The sequence below is a fragment of the Synechococcus sp. FACHB-909 genome (assembly GCF_014698945.1).
In the GTDB taxonomy this organism is placed as follows: Bacteria; Cyanobacteriota; Cyanobacteriia; order PCC-6307; family Cyanobiaceae; genus Cyanobium.
The window spans coordinates 23,277-44,422 of the sequence record NZ_JACJTY010000006.1 but is presented as its reverse complement, the minus strand read 5'-3'; the positions used below and the strand labels follow the sequence as shown (position 1 = coordinate 44,422).

Genomic DNA, 21,146 nt, shown 5'->3' with positions numbered 1-21,146 from the left:
ACTCAGACAGGAATGACTCAGACAGAAATGAATCAGACGAGAATCGCTCTGACTTGGAATGCTCAGACCGGCCGTTCACTCAGCCGGACACCTGTATTCTCAAACCACCGGATCGGCCGTGGAGTGATGCGGCCGACACTATCTCTGTAGCCTGGAATGCCTTGTGGAAAGATGTTCTTAACCAGGCAGAAGCTGGCCTGGATGTTGAGAGTCGAAATGCTGAACGTCGTGAAGTGAGCTACGGCCACACCCGACATGTTCAGCTGGGTTTCCGCCCCCACCAGGGGAAACCTGCCGGGCACGGGCAACAGCCAACGCCTACGGCGGATCCACGCTGACAGCATCACTCGGGGCCGTCTTGTGTCAGGCCAGCAACTGGATGTCGGCGGCCGGGCCGCCGAGGCTGAGGCCGGTGACTCCCTCAAGCAGTACTCCCTGCAGCGGCCGTCCGGAGAAGGTCAGGAACGTGCCGTTGCGGTACTCCCTCAGCTCGGTCACGCCGGCTCCGCCGAGCAGGGTGAGCTTGTCGCGGCCGGCTTCAAAGCCGACGACGCGGTCGACGCCGCCGCCCTGAACGTCGTAGACGACCGTGTCGGCGGCCCCGTCCCCGCCGCCGCCAGGGGCGCGCAGGTCGATCAGGTCGCCACCGTTCACCACAACACTGCGCGCGACCCTCCTGCCGGAGAAGCGGAAACTGCCCCCGTCACCGCCTCCGGTGAGGGTGTCCTCGCCCAGCCCACCGATGAGGGTGTCGTTGCGCAGCGAGCCGATCAGGGTGTCGTGCCCCTCGCCGCCATCGGCCTGGAGCCGCACGCTCCCCTGGCTTTCGATTCGATCGGCACCGGCGCCGCCGAAGGCGATGGCGGTGCTGAAGCGACCATCGTAGGCGGGATCCCAGCGGGGGCCGTTCCCGGGGCCCCCGGGGTTGTCGGCGAGCAGCGCCTCGTCAACCGACGAACTGCCCACGGCCGCGAAGGTCAGCGTGTCATTGCCGGCTCCGGCCGTGACCGTGGCCGTGTTGACAAGGCTGGGGGCATCGCTGTGGAACAGCCAGGTGAGGGTGTCGTCGCCGGCGCCGAAGTCGACGACGCCGCGCTTGGCCCCCACCACCTGGAGATCGAAGTCCAGGGGCGGCGCCGCGGAGAGATCCCAGCGCACGTCGACGAAATTGGCCACCAGCAGGTTGGTGCCCAGGGCCGGTGTCCAGTAGTCCGCGCCGAGGGTGAGGTTCTTGAGGTCGTTCCAGGAGCCGGTGTTCTCGATCCGTGCCCGAGGGACGCTTTCACCGGGAAGGGTGATCGGGGTGGTTGCCACAGCTCCCAGCGCGCCGGTGGACAGGGCGGGCCCTCCAGGCTGGGATCCCCGAGGTCTGCCGCCCGGCCGCTGGCTGATGGCGAAACCGGGGGCATTGATCACCGCCGGCTGCACGGCGGCCCCTTCCGCCAGATCGCCCACCGTGATGGTGAACGGCTTGTCGAAGCTGTTGCCGGCGCTGTCGGTGGCCCGCAGCATGAGGCTGCGCGTCGCCGACGCCTCGAAATCCAGCGACGCCGTGGTCAGCAGCCGGTTGCCGTCGAGGCGGAACAGGCCGCCTGGGTTGCCGTTCGGTGCGAAGGAGAAGCTGAAGGTCCGGCCCGGATTCGGATCGGTCGCCGACAGCAGGCCGACGAGGGTGTCGGCGGGCAGGTTCTCCAGAACCGCGGCACCCGTAAGGGTGATCACGGGGTCGATCACCCCGTCGCTGCGGACCGCCAGGTTCTGCAGGCGCCGATCGAGGGCGGCCGGGGTGTCGGCCGCCGTGAACGGGTTGGCGGGGGAATGGTTGGCCGCCAGGAATTCGGCCAGGGCATCCTGTTCGGAGCCATTGGCGGCGAAGGTGGCGACGCCGGTGCGGGGGGCGCCACCCGGCTGGGTGATGTTCACCCGGTCGGGGTTGGACAGGCTGGTGAAGGGGTAACCGTCACCGCCGCTGGCCATGAAGTCCAGGGTGACCATGCGGATGCTGCGGGCCGGATTGCCCACCACCTCGCCGTTTCGCACCACGACGTCGAGATCGTTGCCGGCGTCGTCCTGGATCGCCAGGCTGACCACCCGGGAGCCGGCCGGTCGGCTGAGGTCGTAGCTGAAGGCCATGCCGCCCACCTGGGGGAAGCGTCCCTGGTTGATGCCGGCGGCGACGCCGTGCTCGATCAGCGCCTTCAACTCGCCGGGGGTGACGCTGACCAGGGTCAGGCCGTTGTTGAAGCTGAGGGCGTTGGCGATGTCGTTGCGGGAGATGCCGCCCTCCGGCTTCACCACGTTGCCCTGGGCGTCGAACACCGCCGCCGTGGGCAGCAGCTCGGGGACACCGTTCACCGAGCCGGTGGGAACGATCGACTGGCCAATCGAGTTGCGGATGCCGCCGCCGTTCTTCAGCGAGACGACCACGCTGGAGTCAATCTGGCGGGCATAGGCCAGGTTGGCGTCGGCCGTGAGGTTGCCGAGGTTGGTCTCCTCGCTGCGCACGCCCGGGTTGCGGTTGCCATTGAGGAAGACTTCGCTGACGCCGAACCATTCCGACTCCTGGGCGACGATCACCGACCGCAGGTTGTCGACCACCTCCTGCACCCGCGCATCGATGAAGGCCTCGGCGTTCAGGGCCGCCACACCCGCGGCATCGGTGCGGAACGCTCCGCTGATGGTGGGGTCGTAGCTGGCCGGGATGATCACACCGGAGGCATCGAAGTCGAGCACCAGGCGGCCCAGGTACTTGTAATTTCCATCGGTGTTGACCACCGCCACGGGCCGGCCGTCGGCGTCGGTCTTGACGATCGGGTAGGGGCCCTGGACGCTGTCGCCGGGGCGGGTCACGTCATTGCTGTCGAACAGGCGGGTGTTGGAGCCGCCGGCCACGATGATGTCGACGTGGCGGAGGCGCTCAGCCAGGGCCTGTTCGATGCTGATCTGCTGCATGTGGGCCAGCAGGATCACCTTGTTCAGGCCGGGGTTCGCCGCCAGCAGGGCGTCCACATCGGCCTGGATCTCCGCAGCGAGGGCATCGAGCTCAGCTGCCGTGGGAGTGCCACCGAAGGGCACGGGGGCCACGCCCACGCCGCCCGGGCTGGAGATGGTGCGCAGGGTGGGTGTGGTGGCGCCCACAACGCCCACTGAGGCGCCGTTGACATCGAACACCACGCTGCTGGTGATGCTGTTGGGGCGCGGCGCCTGGCCGGCGGGCACCACCAGCCCCGCCAGGTTGGCGTCCGTGGCGAAGTTGAGGTTGCCGCTCAGGTAGGGGTAGGCCGTGCCTGGGTAACCGGCGGCCGCATTGGGCCGGATCAGGTCCCGCACCACGGCGGTGCCCTGGTCGAACTCGTGGTTGCCGAAGGCGATCGCCTGCACCCCGAGGGCGTTCTGGATCAGCACATCACCGCGGCCCACGGCGCCGTAGGCCTGGGCCGAGGCCCCGTAGAACAGGCCCGGAATCCAGGCGTCTCCGCTGGACAGGGTGAGGGTGTTGACGAAGCCGGGGATGCCATCGAGATCGATGTCCTGGGCCCGCAGGGCATTGAGCACGCCGGACAGGCGGGGGGCGTCGTCCAGGGCAGCGATGCCGCCCTCCTGGTCGGCCAGGTGGAAGAGCTGCAGGCGGAAGGCGCTGCTGGAGGCCAGGGGCGCGGCGCCGGTGACACTCACCGTGTCGTTGCCCTCGCTGCTGGCGATCAGGCCGGCCGGCTGCCCGGCGGGGCTGCGCAGGAAGGTGATGCCCTCGATCCGCTCGGCGCCGGGGAACACCACCGGATCCACCGCCGCCACGTTGTAGGGGTCGGTGACGTCGAACACGGCGGCCACGCTGGTGGTGGTGCGCTCCAGGGCCACGAAGGCGTAGGTGCGGCCGGCCACGGTGGCGATCTCCACCATCTCGGGCTCGGTGCCCTTGTCGTCGTCACGGTTGCTGGCCATCAGGCCGAGGCTGGCGGCCAGGTCCTCGAGGGCGTCGCTGGAATCGAACACCACGTTGCCCTGAACGTCGTAGATGCGCAGCGAGCGGGAGCCGATGCTGAAGGGCTTGTCGATCAGGCCATCGCCGTTGATGTCGCCGGTGTCGTTGAGCAGGTTGAGGCGGGTGCGGCTGATGCCGGTGGCGGCGGCGAAGGCGGTGTTGAGGGCGCTGACGCCCGGGTGGTTACGGAAGGGGGTGCCGTTGACCGCGGTGCTGGCATCAGCCCGGGTGAGGTCGGTGAAGATGTTGCCCCGGTCCGGTTCGTATTCACGGGAATCACCCTCACCCACCGCCAGCAGGAAGCTGCGGCCCTGGGCATCGGTGAACGCGGCAATGCCGTCCGGCATGGTGAGGCCGTAGAGCGGCAGACCGGAGATCGGCCGGTACTGGTTGCCGCCGCCGCTGCTGCCGTCCACGTCCCGGTCGGAGCTGTCGAAGCCGGCTCCATCGAAGCTCACCACGGTGAAGGCGTTGCCACGGGCACCCTCGGTGCCGAAGTCGTTGTCGTAGTTGATCACCAGCGCGCCGTCATCGCGGATGGTGAGTCCTTCCGGCTTGTCGTAGGCCAGGCTGCCGCCGATGGAGGGCAGGTTGAACAGTTCGATCTTGTGGGCCAGGCGGATGCCGGCGGCCGCCAGCACGTCGGCGCTGGAGGTGGTGAAGATCGGGGCCGTGGCGGCGTTGCTGTCGTGGTCGACGAGGGTGCGGCGGTTGTCGAGCAGCTCGGGGCTGACCACGCCGATGGCCCCAAGCCAGCCATCGGTGGCCTGGTTGGCGGCGGTGGTGAGCGGCAGGGTGTTGGTGGCACCGCGCAGATCCACCTCGTAGACGTGCTTGAAGCCGGTGAGGCTGCGGCTGCTGTCCCGTTCCATCACCAGGAACACGCCCCGGGCGGCGTCGAAAGCGACATCGCCGATCTTGTCCTGGCCGGCGCGGCCACTGAGCAGGTAGAGGTGCTCCTTCACCGGGGCGCCTGTGGCCGGGTTGATGGCCAGGATGCGGGTGAGTTCGGAGCGGCTGCGGCCTTCGGTGACCCCGTCGCCGTTGGCATCCACATCCAGGGGGCTCTGCAGGAAGGCATAGAGCAGGCCGTCGGTGGGGTTGAAGGCCATGCCCTCGATGCCGCGGTTGCTCCAGCGGTTGCCGTAGATGGCCGGCAGGCTATCGATCGTTTCCGCCCCGATCGGAGTCGCACCGCCCACGTTGTGCTGGGCCGCGAGCTGGGCCTTCTGGCCGGCGGGGATGTAGCGCTGGATCAGGTTGCCGCTGAGCGCGTCGAAGATCGAGATCTGGCCGCGGTATTCATCGCCGACCGCGAACACCTGGCGCGTGCTGCCGCCGATGGTGAGGCTGAACAGCGAGACGGTTTCCGAGTCGATGCCGAAGGGGTCGTAGGCCAGCGGCGCATTGGCGGCATTGATCGGCACGTCATCCTTGATCGCCAGCTGGGGCAGGCCGGTGAGTGGGGTGCCATCGGGGCGGTTGAGGCCGAGGCGGCCCAGCTCGGTGACGGCGCCGGTGGCGCGATTCATGCCCAGCTTGTAGATGCTGGGCTGAAAGTCGGGATCCAGGAACTGACGCTGACCGGCGATCAGAGCGCCGTTGGGGCCCCGATCAGTGATGGAGTAGTAGACATCCATCTCCGTGCCGTTCAGCATCTCCTTCCCCGCGAAGAACAGGCCGGAAAGGCCGCCGGCCAGCACGCCAGCGGGCTGATTGGCGGCGCCAGCGGCATACTCCAGCTCGTAAGTGAAGTTCTCGGCGCTGGCAACGCCGCGGGACCAGTCCTTGATCCCAGCGGAGAAGATGGTGCTGATCACCGGCGCGGAGCCGCTCAGATCAAGCACGGCGATGGCGTTGTTCTCCTGGAGGGAGATCCAGGCGGTGTTGCCATCGGCACTGATGGCGATCGCCTCCGGCTCGATGTCCTGGGCGACCGTGGTGGTGACACCCAGACGGGTGCCGATCCGGACGCCGCGGTTGATCAACTCGGCACGGCGGCTTTCCCAGGCTTCGAAGCCCACGGTCTGCACATCGGCGGCGGCGGGAGCCACGGGCGTGCTCGCCAGATAGCCGCTGGTGTTGATCAGGGAGATCGAACCGACGGGATCAAGGGTGTAGAGGGAATTCGGCTCCCCTTCGTTGGTCACCAGCAGCCTGCGGCCGTCGCTGCTGAACTTCACCATGTCGGGCAGGGCGCCCACGGTCACGGTGCTGAGATGAACGGGGAGGGCGGGATTACTGAGGTCGTAGAACTGAACGAAGCCTGGATCCGTCTTGACGGCATTCTGCACCGCAACGGCGAGCAGATTGCCGAACACGGCCGCGCTCTGCAGGGTTTCGCCGTTGCCGGTGGACGTGGCGCGCGCAACGGCAAGGGGGCTGCCTGGATCACGGAGATCGGAGACAACGATGGCCCCGGATCCTCCGCCTACGGTATAGAGATATCCACTGGCAGGGTTGTAGGCAGAGATTTCAGCATTGGCCCCGAGATTGGCCAGGGAGATCACTCCGCCTGTCGCTGGAATGAAAGGATCCAGTGCGGAGAAGGTGAGTCCCATTGAGAGCTGCTGCAGTCTTTTTCAACTTGGCAGCAGCACCCTCACGCAAGGTTAAGCCCAGACAAATGTGTGTTGAAGGGATGGGGGGATCGGCGGCCCCGGCACGTCTCAAGGTGTTCGGGGAGACGTCGATCGAGAACATCACGCCACAACACGGCGGCACAGAAAAGACCCCCGGTGGTAACCGGGGGTCTGGGTGTCCCTCGAAGATTCGAGAAGGGGCGTTGACGGGATTCGGGAGCCGGAGGCTCAGCCGAACTTGCCTGACGTGGACGCGATCAGGAAGGCCGCGTACGTGAGGATGTAGCCGATCGTGAAGTGGGCGAGACCCACCACACGGGCCTGAACGATCGAGAGAGCGACGGGCTTGTCGCGCCAGCCCACCAGGTTGGCGAGAGGCGTGCGCTGATGCGCCCAGACGATGGTCTCGATCAGCTCCTGCCAGTAACCCCGCCAGGAGATCAGGAACATGAAGCCAGTGGCCCACACCAGGTGACCGAAGAGGAACATCCAGGCCCAGACGGCCAGGTTGTTGGACCCCATCGGGTTGTACCCGTTGATCAGCTGGGAGCTGTTGAGCCACAGGTAGTCACGGAACCAGCCCATAAGATAGGTGCTGGATTCGTTGAACTGGGCCACGTTGCCCTGCCAGATGGCGAGGTGCTTCCAGTGCCAGTAGAAGGTGACCCAACCCACGGTGTTCAGGGCCCAGAAGACAGCCAGATAGAAGGCGTCCCAGGCCGAGATGTCGCAGGTGCCGCCACGGCCGGGGCCGTCGCAGGGGAAGGAGTAGCCGAAGTCCTTTTTATCGGGCATCAGCTTGGAACCCCGGGCATCCAGGGCACCCTTCACCAGGATCAGGGTGGTGGTGTGCAGACCCAGCGCGATGGCGTGGTGCACGAGAAAGTCGCCAGGACCGATCTGCAGGAACAGGGAATTGCTTCCCGAGTTGATGGCATCCAGCCAGCCCGGCAGCCAGACGGCGCCGTTGTTGGGCCACGCCGTGGAGGCGATGCTGTCGGCATTGGCGAGCAGCACATCCATGCCGTAGAGGGCTTTGCCACTGGAGGCCTGGACGAACTGGGCGAACACCGGCTCGATGAGGATCTGCTTCTCGGGGGTACCGAAGGCGACCACCACGTCGTTGTGGACGTAGAGACCCAGGGTGTGGAAGCCGAGGAACAGGGAGACCCAGCTCAGGTGGCTGATGAGGGCTTCCTTGTGCTCAAGCATCCGGGCAAGGACGTTGTCCTTGTTGGCTTCCGGGTCGTAGTCACGGATGAAGAAGATCGCACCGTGGGCGAAGGCACCGCACATCAGGAAGATGGCGATGTACTGGTGGTGCGTGTAGAGGGCCGCCTGGGTGGTGTAGTCCTTGGCGATGAACGCATAGGACGGCAGCGCGTACATGTGCTGCGCCACCAGGCTGGTCACGACTCCCAGGGCAGCCAGGGCGAGGCCCAGCTGGAAGTGGAGGGAGTTGTTGACGGTGTCGTAGAGGCCCTTGTGGCCGGCGCCCAGGTCACCAGGGGTGCCCTTGGGGGGGTTGTGGGCGTCGAGGATCTCGCGGATCGAGTGGCCGATACCGAAGTTCGTCCGGTACATGTGGCCGGCGATCACGAAGATGCAGCCGATGGCCAGGTGGTGGTGGGCGATGTCCGTGAGCCACAGCGCTTCGGTCTGGGGGTGGAAACCACCCAGGAAGGTGAGGATCGCGGTGCCTGCTCCCTCAGAGGTCCCGAACACCTGGTTGGCGGTGTCGGGGTTCTGGGCATAGACGCCCCAGTTGCCGGTGAAGAACGGAGCCAGACCGGCGGGATGGGGAGCGACCGAGAGGAAGTTGTCCCACCCGACGTGCTGTCCCCGGGACTCAGGGATGGCGACGTGGACCAGGTGACCGGTCCAGGCGATGGAGCTGAAGCCAAACAGCACAGCCAGGTGATGGTTGAGCCGCGATTCAGCGTTCTTGAACCAGGCCAGGGAAGGCAGGAACTTGGGCTGGAGATGGAGCCAGCCGGCGAACAGGGCCCATGCCGAGAGGATCAGCATGAAGATGGAACCCTGGTAGAGCTCCATGTTGGTCGTCATACCGATCGTGTACCACCAGTGGTACAGACCGGAGTAGGCGATGTTCACCGGAGAGGAGGCGCCCGCCTGGGTGAAGGCGTCGATGGCGCCCTGGCCGAAGTGGGGATCCCAGATCGCGTGAGCGATGGGACGGACGTGCAGCGGATCGGCGACCCACTGCTCGAAGTTGCCCTGCCAGGCGATATGGAACAGGTTGCCCGAAACCCAGAGGCCGATGATCGCCAGGTGACCGAAGTGGGTGGAGAACAGCTTTTGGTAAAGCCGCTCCTCCGTCATTCCGTCATGGCTCTCGAAGTCGTGAGCCGTGGCGATGCCGTACCAGATACGGCGGGTTGTCGGGTCCTGTGCCAGACCCTGGCTGAACGAAGGAAATTTCGTTGCCATTGGGAAAGGTCAGGTGGAGGTCAGCCGACCGCGATGAGTCGGGACAGGAAGAAGGCCCAGGTGGTCGCGATACCGCCCAGCAGGTAATGGGCGACACCGACGGCACGGCCTTGGGTGATGGAAAGCGCCCGCGGTTGGATGGCGGGAGCCACCTTCAGCTTGTTGTGAGCCCAGACGATGGACTCGATCAGTTCCTGCCAGTAGCCGCGGCCGCTGAAGAGGAACATGAGGCTGAAGGCCCAGACGAAGTGGGCACCCAGGAACATCAGACCGTAGGCACTGGAGGACGAGCCGTAGCTGTTCAGCACCTGGGCGGCCTGAGCCCAGAGGAAGTCCCGGAGCCAACCATTGATGGTGATGGCGCCCTGGGCGAAGTTGCCGTTGGTGATGTGCTGGACGCTGCCGTCGGCATTGACGGTGCCCCACACGTCGCTCTGCATCTTCCAGCTGAAGTGGAAAATGACGATCGACAGGGAGTTGTACATCCAGAACAGGCCGAGGAACACGTGGTCCCAGGCCGACACCTGACAGGTACCGCCACGGCCGGGGCCGTCGCAGGGGAAGCGGAAGCCCAGGTTCGCCTTGTCGGGGACGAGGCGGGAGCTGCGCGCGTAGAGCACACCCTTCAGCAGGATCAGCACGGTGACGTGGATCGTGAAGGCGTGGATGTGGTGGACCATGAAGTCCGCCGTTCCCAGGGGGATCGGCGCAGCGGCAACCTTGCCGCCGACGGCGACGACAGCGCCGTTGAACACTTCACTCACACCGGCCAGCGCATTGGGTGCGGTGGTGCCGGCGGCAGCGGCGTGCAGGCCCTGGATCCATTGCGCGAAGACGGGCTTCAGCTGGATCGCGGTGTCGCTGAACATGTCCTGGGGACGACCCAGGGCACTCATGGTGTCGTTGTGGATGTAGAGGCCGAAGCTGTGGAAGCCCAGGAAAATGCACACCCAGTTGAGGTGGCTGATCAGGGCGTCACGGGCTTTCAGCACCCGATCCAGCACGTTGTCGATGTTCTTGGCCGGGTCGTAGTCGCGGATGAGTGCGATGGCCGCATGGGCACCGGCTCCGACGATCAGGAAGCCGCCGATCCACATGTGGTGGGTGAACAGCGACAGCTGGGTCGGGTAGTCGATACCGATGTAGGGATACGGAGGCATCGCATACATGTGGTGCGCCACGATGATCGTGAGCGAACCGAACAGCGCCAGGTTGAGACCCAGCTGGGCGTGCCAGGAGGTGGTCAGGAATTCATAGAGCCCATCGTGTCCTTTGGGCGCGGGGAACAGCAGGGGATCGCCCTTCTGACCCTCGAGAATTTCCTTGATGCTGTGGCCGATGCCCCAGTTGGTGCGGTACATGTGGCCAGCCACGATGAACAGCACCGCGATCGCCAGGTGGTGATGCGCGATGTCGGTCATCCAGAGGCTGCCGGTCACAGGATTCAGACCACCCTTGAAGGTGAGGAAATCGCTGTAGGCGGCCCAGTTGCCGGTGAAGAAGGCGGAGATCCCCGCGCCGAAGCCAGGGAACAACTGGGTCAGCAGATCCTGGTTGAGGAACTCGTGGGGGAGCGGGATGTCGGCCACCGAAGCGATGGTCTTGCCGTTGAGCACCAGCGGGTTGCCGGCGTCGATGGCGTCCATCAGCTGGGTGGTGGGCAGCGACACGTGCAGCAGGTGGCCTGTCCAGGACAGGGACCCGAGCCCGAGCAGACCGGCCAGGTGGTGGTTGAGCATGGACTCAACGTTCTGGAACCACTCCAGCTTCGGAGCTGCCTTGTGGTAGTGGAAGACCCCTGCGTTGAGCATGAGGCCGGCCATCACCAGGGCACCGATGGCGGTGCAGAGGAGCTGGAACTCGTTGGTGAACCCCCAGGCTCTCCACACATGGAAGAGGCCGGAGGTGATCTGAATGCCGTGGAAGCCGGCACCCACATCGCCATTGAGAATTTCCTGGCCGAAGATCGGCCAGACCACCTGGGCACTGGGTTTGACGTGCAGGGGGTCGGCCAGCCAGCCGGTGTAGTTGGAGAAGCGGGCTCCGTGGTAGAAGGCGCCGCTCAGCCAGATGAAGATGACGGCCAGATGGCCGAAGTGAGCGCTGAAGATCTTCCGGGAGACCTCTTCAAGATCGCTCGTGTGGCTGTCGAAATCGTGAGCGTTGGCGTGGAGGTTCCAAATCCAGGTGGTGGTTTTGGGACCTTTGGCGAGGGAGCGATCGAAGTGCCCGGGCTTGCCGAGAACATCGAAGTCGACGGGAACGGGGTTCCGGTCAACCATGTCCTTCGCCGTTTTCCCACGCTCTGGTGGGCTGATGGTCATCGAGACGTTCCTCGAGGGACGGGGTCGAGGTGGAGGGTCCACCCCTTCGACGGACGCCGGGGACAGGTCATGCGACCGTCCCGGCCCCATCGGTGGGCCCCATGGCCGGGAAGCCCCGACCATGGGCACCAGTCGAGATGGGGGAGAAATCCCTTGCCACGACTGGGGCTTTGGGCCCCGAAAGGGGACCGCTGGCGGAAGTATAGGGGTCGAAAACAAGGCGAATCGGCCGCCAGTTACAAAGGTTTAATCCCGGCGGTTCCAAGGCTGCGACTGCGGTCTGGCGACATGTTGTCAACAACGTAACAATCAGGAAAACTGCGGGGTTTCTATAACCCCTTGCTGCATTTTGCAGCGATTTCAACAGCCGATTACCCCTCTTCGGCCCCCGAAGCAGAATGGCTCCACGAATGACGGAGCGCGCGTGGGCGACAGGGGAGAGGGGCGTGGAGCCGCGGGACGGTCGGTCCGTAGGTACGTCTGCCGAGCCGGCCTGCTGGCGGCCGCCCTGCTGCTGGTGTTCACCCTGGCCCCCCCGGCCGCCCTCGCCTTCTCCCTGCCGGGCCGCCGCCCGAGCGCCGCGGCCCCGGCCACACCCGCCATGGGACGTTCCAGCCAGCAGGAGGTGGCCCCGCCCCTGGCGGTGCAGCAGCTGCAGGAGGCCCTGGAGACGCGGCGCCCCCGGGTGGAGATTGTCTCGCCCGCCGATGGCGCCCTGCTGCCGGCCGGTCCCTGGACCCTGAAGCTGCGGGTGGAGGACTGGCCCCTGGTGGATGCCGGCCCCCTCGGCCTCGGCCCCCACCTGGTGGTGCAGCTGGATGGGGATGACCCCCTGCCGCTGACCGCCACCTCCACCACGATGCGGCCGCTGGAACCCGGCAGCCATCGGCTCACGGTCTACGCCGCCAGGCCCTGGGGTGAAGCGGTGAAGGACCCCGGTGCCCAGCGCCAGATCCGGCTGCACAGGGTCGCGGCCAATACCCTCGGCCAACCCGCCCCGGGCAGCCCCCAGCTGATCGCCGTCAGCCCCCGCGGCACGGCGGCCGGCACACCGCTGCTGCTCGACTGGCTGCTGCTGGAGGCCCCGCTGCAGAACCTGCGCAGCGGCGATGCCAGCTGGCGGCTGCGGGTCAGCATCAACGGGGACAGCTTCCTGGTGGATCGCCAGACGCCCCTGTGGCTGGAGGGCTGGCGCACCGGCAGCAATGCGGTCCAGCTCGACCTGCTCGATGGCCTGGGCGAGCCCCTCAACCCTCCCTTCAACAGCCTGGTGGGTGAGGTGATCCTGGAGCCCGGCGCCGAACCGCCCCGCTGGCAGAAGGGGCGGCTCACCGCCTCGGAGCTGGCCATCCTGCTGGGCGAGGCCCCGCCGCCGGCCGCCCCTGAGCCGGAGGCGGAGCCAGAGCCGGAGCAGGCGGCGGAATCCGAAGGGACCCTGGAGCCGGAGGCCACGGCGATGCCGGAACCGGCGCCGCCGCAGGAGCCGCAGCCCGAGCCGCTGCCGCCGCTGGCCATGGCCGGTGAGGCTGGGGGCCCGGACAGCGACCCGGGACTCCCGGGCCAGGCGGAGGTGCCGGCCCCGCAGGGAAGCCCGATGGCGGACGGCATCCCAGCAGCTGACAGGGCAGCGGATGGCAGCGTGGAGACCGGCCCAGAGGACTCCCCGGACAGCCAGGACCTGGCCGCCCTCGACGGGGGGGTGACGCCTTGAGCGACACGACGCGGCGACACATCGGCCTCGGCTTCGGCCCGACGGCCGCAGCGATGCTGCAGCGGCTGCGCCAGGCCGGTCTGCTGGCCGTGGTGCGGGGCCCGGAGGAGGAGGCCTCCGCCCCCTGGCTGGCGCGGCACTGGGGGAGCGCTGACGCGGTGGTGGCCGTCGGGGCCTGCGGACTGGTGACCCGGCTGATCGCCCCCCTGATCGGTGACAAGCAGAGCGATCCGGCCGTACTGGTGGTGGACCCCAGGGGCCGCTTCGTGGTGCCCCTGCTGGGGGGCCATGGCGCCGGCGGCGACCGCCTCGCCGAGGAGATCGCCGCCCTGGTCGGTGGCCAGGCCGTGCTCACCGGTGCCGGCGCCGGCCTGGGCCGGCTGCCCCTGGATGCCTTCGGCCAGGCCTGGGGCTGGCGCCTCGGCACCGGCGACTGGAGAGAGCTGATGGTGGAGGCGGCCGGCGGTCGCCGCCCCTTCCTGCGCCAGGAGGGGGGCAGCACGCTGTGGCAGGAGCTGGAGGCCAACGTCAGCGGCGACGACGACGGCAGCCAGGACGAGAGCAGCCAGCAAGGCAGGGCGGCCCTGGTGATCGGGCCCCGCAGCGGCGCGGGCTGCCGCTGGCATCCCCCCAGCCTCTGGCTGGGCATCGGCTGCGAGCGGGACACGAGCCTGCCCGTGCTGGAACGGCTGGTGGCGGAAGGCCTGGAGCAGCAGGGACTGGCCCGGGAGGCCGTGGCGGGCCTGGGAAGCATCGATCGCAAGGGGGATGAGCCCGCCCTGCTGGCCCTGGCGGCGCAGCACGGCTGGCCCCTGCGCCTTTATGACGCCGCCACCCTGGCGGCGGTCGCCGTGCCCCATCCCTCGGAGGCGGTGGCGCGGGAGATGGGCACGCCCAGCGTGGCCGAAGCCGCCGCCCTGCAGGCGGCAGGGGAGGCGGGCCGGCCGCTGACGGAGCTGGCCGGGACGGACCAGGACGGAACCGCGCCCCGGCTGCTGGTGGAGAAGCGGATCGGGCGGGCCGCCAGCGGGGAGCGGGGTGCCGCCACCCTGGCGGTGGCCCTGGCCGATCGCCAGTGGGCCCCGCAGCGGGGCAGCCTGCATCTGGTGGGCAGCGGTCCGGGCCCGATCGATCTGCTCAGCGGCGATGCCCGCCGGGCCCTGGCCTCCACGACGGTGTGGGTGGGCTACGGGCTCTACCTCGATCTGCTGGAACCCCTGCGGCGCCCCGACCAGCTGCGCCGCGAAGGCCGTCTGACGGAGGAGCGGGCCCGCTGCGCCGAGGCCCTCGACCTGGCCCGCCAGGGCCTCGACGTGGCCCTGATCTCCTCCGGGGACAGCGGCATCTACGGCATGGCGGGCCTGGCCCTGGAGCTCTGGCTGCAGCTGCCGGTCCTCGACCGTCCTGCCTTCACGGTGCATCCGGGGCTCTCGGCCCTGCAGCTGGCCGCCGCCCGGGCCGGTGCCCCGCTGATGCACGACTTCTGCACCATCAGCCTCAGCGACCGCCTCACCCCCTGGGAGGTGATCGAACGGCGGCTGAAGGGTGCCGCCAGCGGCGATTTCGTCGTGGCCCTCTACAACCCCCGCTCCCTCGGCAGGCCGTGGCAGCTTGGGCGCGCCATCGAACTGCTGGGGGAGGGCCGGCCGGCCAGCACGCCGGTGCTTCTGGCCCGCCAGCTGGGGCGCGCCGAAGAGGCGCTCAGCCTCCACACCCTGGGCACCCTGCCCGAGGACCAGGTGGACATGCTCACCCTAGTGCTGGTGGGCAACAGCTCCACCCGTGTCCAGGACGGCCGCATGGTCACCCCGCGGGGCTATCCGGGAGCCGCTCTGGCCTGAGAGTCAGAAGAAAAAAATCGGGATGACAGGATTCGAACCTGCGGCCCCTTCGTCCCGAACGAAGTGCGCTACCAAGCTGCGCCACATCCCGATGGCCAGACTTTAGGGGATGGCCCGCGGCGACCGGCCACCGTGACCGGCGTCCCTACAGTCCGCACAGCCCAGCGATGCCCGTGACCGTCAGCGACCCCCGGCCCGCCCCCGCCAAGCCGCCCTGGCTGAGGGTCAAGGCGCCGCAGCGGGAGCGGATCGGGGCGGTGGCTGATCTGCTGGTCGACCTCAAGCTCAACACGGTCTGCCAGGAGGCCAGCTGCCCGAACATCGGCGAGTGTTTCGCCGGCGGCACCGCCACCTTCCTGATCATGGGGCCGGGCTGCACCCGGGCCTGCCCCTACTGCGACATCGACTTCGACCGCAGCGTGCGGGCGCTGGACCCCACCGAGCCCGAGCGCCTCGGGGAGGCGGTGCGACGCATGGGCCTGAGCCATGTGGTGATCACCTCGGTCAACCGGGACGACCTGGCCGACGGCGGCGCCAGCCAGTTCGTGGCCTGCATCGAGGCCGTGCGCCGCACGTCCCCCTTCACCACGATCGAGATCCTGCTGCCCGATCTGTGCGGCGCCTGGGAGGCCCTGGCGTCGGTGATGGCGGCGGCGCCGGAGGTGCTCAACCACAACATCGAGACCGTGCCCCGGCTCTACCGGCAGGTGCGGCCCCAGGGGGTCTACGAGCGCTCGCTGGAACTGCTGCGCCGGGTACGGGAGGGCTGGCCGCGCACTTACACCAAGTCAGGGCTGATGGTGGGCCTGGGCGAAAGCGACGACGAGGTCCGCGCCGTGATGACCGATCTGCGTGCCCACGCCGTCGACATCGTCACCATCGGCCAGTACCTCTCCCCCGGCCCGAAACATCTGCCGGTCCAGCGCTTCGCGTCGCCGGAGGTGTTCGAGAGCTTCCGCCGTCACGGGGAAGGCGACCTCGGCTTCCTCCAGGTGGTGAGCAGTCCGCTCACCCGCAGCAGCTACCACGCCGGCGAGGTGCGCCGCCTGATGCAGGAGCATCCGCGCTGAGCCGAACCGGACTCCGGGGCAGGATGAGAATCCCGCAGCCCCACGGTCCGGTCATGAGCAAACTCGCCTCCTTCGGCCTGCTGCTGGCCCTGCTTGCACCGGCTGAGCCGGCCCTGGCGGTGCCGCACGTCTACTCGGACGTGGTGCTGGGCGTGAACGACCTGATGGCCTGCGTGGACACCGCCAAGAAGGTGGCGAGCAAGAACGGCTTCAGCGAGGACGTCCAGGTGGTCGGCACCGGCAAGAGCCGCTCGGTGTACGCCGACCACGCCAGCCTGCCGATGGCCCTGTCGATCAGCTGCAGCACCCACCTGGGTGCCGCGTCGATCGCCGTGGCCGGCATGAACAACGACGACACCTTCGCGGCCTTCCAGAAGGTCTACGACGACTTCTGAGCCTGAGCGCCAGACCCGCTCAGGCCGCCACGGCCTCCCGCTGGGCCAGACCCACCGTGGCCGTCTCGCTGGGGGGCACCAGCACCCGGAAGCGAGTCTTCCAGGTGGGCCAGTCGGCCAGGATCGCCGCCGCCCTGGCGCTGCCGGTGGCCTGGAGATGGGCCTCCAGCAACGGCAGCAGCAGCCCCTCCTGCTCGGGGGTGGTGAGGGGCACCAGCGCCACCGACTCGGGATTGAGCCGGGCCGCCAGGCCTCCGGTTTCGTCGAGCAGGAAGGCCACACCGCCGGTCATGCCGGCGGCCACGTTGCGGCCAGTGCTGCCCAGCACCACCACCACGCCGCCGGTCATGTACTCGCAGCAGTGGTCACCGACGCCCTCCACCACGGTGCGGGCGCCGCTGTTGCGCACGGCAAAGCGCTCACCGGCCCGACCGAGGGCGAACAGCTCCCCGCCCGTGGCGCCGTAGAGGCAGGTGTTGCCGAGGATCACCTGGTCACCGGGGTCACGGACCGCGGCCGGGGGCACCACGGTGATGCGACCGCCGTTGAGGCCCTTGCCGACGTAGTCGTTGGCCTCGCCCACCAGGCGCAGGTCCATGCCCTGGAGCACGAAGGCGCCGAAGCTCTGGCCGGCGGCGCCGTGGAAGGTGAGGGCGAGGCCCCCCTGGAAGCCGGTGTTGCCGTGCAAAGCAGCGATCTCTCCGGAGAGTCGGGCCCCCACGCTGCGGTCGGTGTTGACGATCGCCAGCTGGCGCGCCACCTGCCCGTGGCTCTCGATCGCCGCGCGCACCTCCGGGTCGGCAAGCAGCCCGTCCTCGAGCACCGGACCATTGCCGTGGGCCTCGTCGTCGTGGCGCAGCCAGGCGCGGTCGGCGGCGGCGGGGATCGGATCCAGCAGGCAGGAGAGATCCAGGGCGCTGGTCTTGGTGAGACCGATGGCGCGGGGCGCCAGCAGATCGGTGCGGCCGATCAGATCCTCGAGCCTGGCCACGCCCAGCACGCTCAGCAGCTGGCGCACCTCCTCGGCCACGAAGACGAAGAAGTTGACGACGTGCTCGGGCAGGCCGGTGAAGCGCTTGCGCAGGGCCTCCTTCTGGGTGGCGACTCCCACCGGGCAGTTGTTGGTGTGGCAGACGCGGGCCATGATGCAGCCCTCGGCGATCATGGCCACCGAGCCGAAGCCGAATTCCTCGGCCCCCAGCAGGGCGGCGATCAGCACGTCCCAGCCGCTCTTGAGGCCGCCGTCGGCCCGCAGCAGCACCCGGTCCCGCAGGCCGTTCTCCAGCAGGCTGCGGTGCACCTCCGTGAGCCCCAGCTCCCAGGGGCTGCCGGCATGCTTGATCGAACTCAGCGGCGAGGCTCCGGTGCCGCCGTCATGGCCGGAGATCTGGATCACGTCGGCATTGGCCTTGGCCACACCGGCGGCGATCGTGCCGATGCCGATCTCGGCCACCAGCTTCACCGAGACCCGGGCGGCGGGGTTCACCTGGTGCAGGTCATGGATCAGCTGGGCCAGGTCCTCGATCGAATAGATGTCGTGGTGCGGCGGCGGTGAGATCAGCGCCACGCCGGGCTTGCTGTTGCGCAGCCAGGCGATGTAGGTGTCCACCTTGGGGCCGGGCAGCTGGCCGCCCTCGCCGGGCTTGGCGCCCTGGGCCACCTTGATCTCCAGCTGCTGGCCGCTGCGCAGGTAGGCCGGGGTGACGCCGAAGCGACCCGAAGCGATCTGCTTGATGGCGGAACAGGCGCTGTCACCGTTGCGGAGACCGCGCAGGGTGGGGAGGGTGGGCGAATGGCCCTCACCGTCGACGTCGTGGAGGGGGTGGTAGCGGGCCGGGTCCTCGCCGCCCTCGCCGCAGTTGCTCTTGCCGCCGATGCGGTTCATCGCCACCGCCAGCACCTCGTGGGCCTCCCTGGAGAGGGCCCCCAGGCTCATGCCGCCGGTGCAGAAGCGGCTGCAGATGCTTTCGACGCTCTCCACCTGCTCGATCGGCAGGGGCGTCGGGGCCGGGCGCAGCTCAAGCAGATCCCGCAGCGCCGTGACCGGGCGGTTCTCCAGCAGGGTGCGGTAGGTGGTGAAGTGGTCGTAGCCGGGGCCCGCCGCCACGGCGGCGTGCAGGGCCTTGGACATGTCCGGGTTGTTGAGGTGGAACTCCCCGCCGGTGCGGTACTGCACGAAGCCCATGAACTCCAGCTTGGTGCGGTTCAGCTCCGGGTAGGCCTTGGCGTGGAAGGCCAGGGTTTCGCTGGCCAGATCCTGCAGGCTGAGGCCGGAGACGCGGCTGGTGGTGCCGGTGAAGGCCAGATCGATCAGATCGGCGCCGATGCCGATGGCCTCGAAGATCTGGGCGCCGTGGTAGCTGGCCAGCAGCGAGATGCCGATCTTGGAGAGGATCTTGCGCAGCCCCTCCTCCATGGCCTTGCGCACGTTGGCCTGGGCCGTGTCGGCATCGAGGCGGGGGAGCTTGCCCCGCTCGATCATCGACTGGGTGCGGGGATGGGCCAGCCAGTGGCGGGTGGTCTCCCAGGTGAGCCACGGGCAGACCGCGCTGGCGCCGTAGCCGATCAGGCAGGCGAGGTGGTGGGTGCTCCAGCACTGGGCGGTGTCCACCACCAGGGAGCACTGCAGGCGCAGGCCGAGCCGCAGCAGATGGTGGTGCACGGCCCCCACCCCCAGCAGGGGAGGGATGGCCGTGGTGCCCGCGCTGATGCCGCCATCGGCCCGGTCGGAAAGGACCAGGATCTGGGAGCCGCTGCGCACGGCGGCCTCCGCCTCGAAGCAGAGCCGATGCAGCGCCTGCTCCAGCCCGTCGGGTCCGCTGGACACCGTCAGGAGCGTGGAGAGGGTGGTGAGACCGAGGCCGTGGGAGCCGAGATCCTCCAGTTCAGCCTCGTTGAGCACCGGGGTGGTGAGGTGCAGCACGGCGGCGCCGGAGGCATCGGGCCGCAGGGCGGAACCGCGCCGACCCAGGTGCATCTCCAGGCTCATGACCAGCTTCTCGCGCAGCGGGTCGATGGGGGGGTTGGTGACCTGGGCGAAGCGCTGCTTGAAGTAGTCGTAAAGAAGGTGGGGCTTGGCGGAGAGCACCGCCAGGGGGATGTCGTCCCCCATGCAGTAGGTGGGCTCCTTGCCCTGGCCGGCCATGTCCTCGATCACCAGATCCAGGTCCTCGGCGGTGAAGCCGAAGGCGGTCTGCTGCTGGAGAAGCTCCAGTTCGCCCCGGGTGCGTTCCTGCTCCCAGACGCCGGGCGACAGGCTGCGGCGATGGTCGAGCAGCCAGCCGGCGTAGGGGAGGCGCGCCGCCGTCTCCTCCTTCACATCCCAGTTGCGCAGCAGCCGGTGCTGCTCCAGGTCGACGGCCAGCATCTGGCCGGGGCCGAGGCGCCCCTTTTCGATGATCCGGGATTCCTCCAGTTCGACCACGCCCGTTTCCGAGCCCATCACCACGTAGCCGTCGCTGGTGATGCAGTAGCGGGCCGGCCGCAGGCCATTGCGGTCGAGGGTGGCCCCCACCATGCGGCCGTCGCTGAAGACCAGCAGGGCCGGACCGTCCCAGGGCTCCTGCAGGCAGGCGCTGTATTCGTAGAAGGCCTTGATCGCCGGCCGTTCGTCGAGTTCGGGCTGGTCGCGGAAGGCCTCCGGCACCAGGGTCAGCAGGCTGTCGGTGATCGGCCGGCCGCTGCGCACCATCAGCTCGAGGGTGGCGTCGAGGTTGGCCGAATCGCTGAAGGCGGCGTTGACCAGGGGCCGCAGATCCCGGGCGGCATCGCCCCAGACGGCCTCGAGGTGGGATTCGGCGGCCCGGGCCCAGTTGATGTTGCCCAGCAGGGTGTTGATCTCACCGTTGTGGCCCAGCAGCCGCATCGGCTGGGCCAGGGGCCAGCGGGGCAGGGTGTTGGTGCTGAAGCGGCGGTGGTACACCGCAAAGGCGACGCTGAAGCGCTCGTCCCGGAGGTCGGTGTAGAAGGCGTCGAGCACCTCCGAGCGCACCATGCCCTTGTAGACGACGGTGCGGGCGCTGATCGAGGCGAAATAGAGGTCGGTGGTGTCGGCCCCCCACACCTCCCGCACCCGGTCGACGGCGCGGCGCCGCAGCCGGAACAGCAGGGATTCGAGGGCGTCGACATCGGCCATGACGCCGGGCACCGCATCGGGGGCGGCCAGCAGCCACTGCTCGATGGCCGGGGCGTTCTCCCGCGCCAGGGGACCGAGCACCTCGGGAACCACGGGGACCTGCCGCCAGCCGAGGCTGAGGAGACCGAGGCGTTCGGCCTCCTCGTCGCAGATCCGGCGGGCCTGGTCGCGGCGGTCGGGATCCGCCGGCAGGAACAGCATCCCCAGTCCCCGCACGATCGCCGTGGAGGCGGCCGCCGCCGGCCAGACAGCCTCCAGGTAGCTCCAGGGGATGGCGGTCAGCAGGCCGGCGCCGTCGCCGGAATCACCATCGCCGCCGCAGCCGCCCCGGTGCTCCATGCAGCGGAGGCCCCGCAGGGCCTGCTGGAGAACCCAGTGGTTGGCCACCCCATCGAGGTGGGCCAGGAAGCCCACGCCGCACGCGTCCGTTTCTCCAGGGCCTGGGGACGAGCTGTCGCGATGGGGCCAGAGCGGAACGGAGGAGGACATAGGCCGGGTTGGTGCTGCTGAAACGGAGCTGGAGATGGCTTGAAAACAACAAGCCTAAAGAAGCCGGCAGGAAGGGTCTGCCGAGGAGCTGCCGTGTCACCCGTGCAGCAGCCGTGTCCGCGACGACAGGGCGAGCCATCGATCCTAGGCAGCCGCCCTTCCCCGG

The 21,146-nt window shown here is 68.4% G+C and carries 9 protein-coding genes and 1 tRNA gene; 4 read left to right on the top strand and 6 right to left on the bottom strand.

What is annotated here, in order from left to right; genetic code table 11:
- Window positions 1-62 precede the first annotated feature (62 nt).
- The 4 genes from H6G99_RS10530 to psaA form a co-directional block, all read right to left on the bottom strand.
- Window positions 63-308 carry a hypothetical protein gene (locus tag H6G99_RS10530; RefSeq protein WP_190611497.1) on the bottom strand — a complete coding sequence of 82 codons (246 nt, stop codon included), beginning with the start codon at window positions 306-308 and terminating at the stop codon, window positions 63-65.
- A 55-nt stretch (window positions 309-363) separates the two neighbouring features.
- The gene (locus tag H6G99_RS10525) at window positions 364-6,543 is read right to left on the bottom strand and encodes a choice-of-anchor I domain-containing protein (RefSeq protein WP_502707682.1); all 6,180 of its coding nucleotides are present in this window, start codon (window positions 6,541-6,543) and stop codon (window positions 364-366) included.
- A 249-nt stretch (window positions 6,544-6,792) separates the two neighbouring features.
- Complete coding sequence (gene psaB, locus H6G99_RS10520) at window positions 6,793-9,015, bottom strand: photosystem I core protein PsaB (RefSeq protein WP_190611494.1); 2,223 nt, start codon at window positions 9,013-9,015, stop codon at window positions 6,793-6,795.
- A 20-nt stretch (window positions 9,016-9,035) separates the two neighbouring features.
- Complete coding sequence (psaA, locus tag H6G99_RS10515; RefSeq protein WP_094585993.1) at window positions 9,036-11,339, bottom strand: photosystem I core protein PsaA; 2,304 nt, start codon at window positions 11,337-11,339, stop codon at window positions 9,036-9,038.
- Between the two features lie 424 nt (window positions 11,340-11,763).
- On the opposite strand from psaA, the gene H6G99_RS10510 reads away from it, so the two are divergent.
- Window positions 11,764-13,050, top strand: a complete 1,287-nt coding sequence (locus H6G99_RS10510) for a hypothetical protein (RefSeq protein ID WP_353617223.1) — start codon at window positions 11,764-11,766, stop codon at window positions 13,048-13,050.
- 53 nt (window positions 13,051-13,103) lie between these two features.
- Window positions 13,104-14,891, top strand: coding sequence for a precorrin-3B C(17)-methyltransferase (cobJ, locus tag H6G99_RS10505; protein ID WP_502707685.1), 1,788 nt, complete (start codon window positions 13,104-13,106; stop codon window positions 14,889-14,891).
- Window positions 14,892-14,908: 17 nt separating this feature from the next.
- Here the strand turns inward: cobJ and H6G99_RS10500 are convergent.
- Window positions 14,909-14,982, bottom strand: a tRNA-Pro gene (locus tag H6G99_RS10500).
- 82 nt (window positions 14,983-15,064) lie between these two features.
- Here H6G99_RS10500 and lipA point away from each other — a divergent pair.
- Both lipA and H6G99_RS10490 read left to right on the top strand, forming a co-directional pair.
- Complete coding sequence (gene lipA, locus H6G99_RS10495) at window positions 15,065-15,961, top strand: lipoyl synthase (RefSeq protein WP_353617222.1); 897 nt, start codon at window positions 15,065-15,067, stop codon at window positions 15,959-15,961.
- Between the two features lie 53 nt (window positions 15,962-16,014).
- A complete protein-coding gene (locus H6G99_RS10490) occupies window positions 16,015-16,356 on the top strand; it encodes a hypothetical protein (protein WP_094585989.1) in 342 nt (113 codons plus the stop codon).
- A gap of 19 nt (window positions 16,357-16,375) precedes the next feature.
- Here H6G99_RS10490 and gltB read toward each other — a convergent pair whose 3' ends face one another.
- Entirely contained in the window at window positions 16,376-20,980 is a 4,605-nt protein-coding gene (gene gltB, locus H6G99_RS10485; RefSeq protein ID WP_190611489.1) for a glutamate synthase large subunit, read from the bottom strand.
- Between the last annotated feature and the right edge of the window lie 166 nt (window positions 20,981-21,146).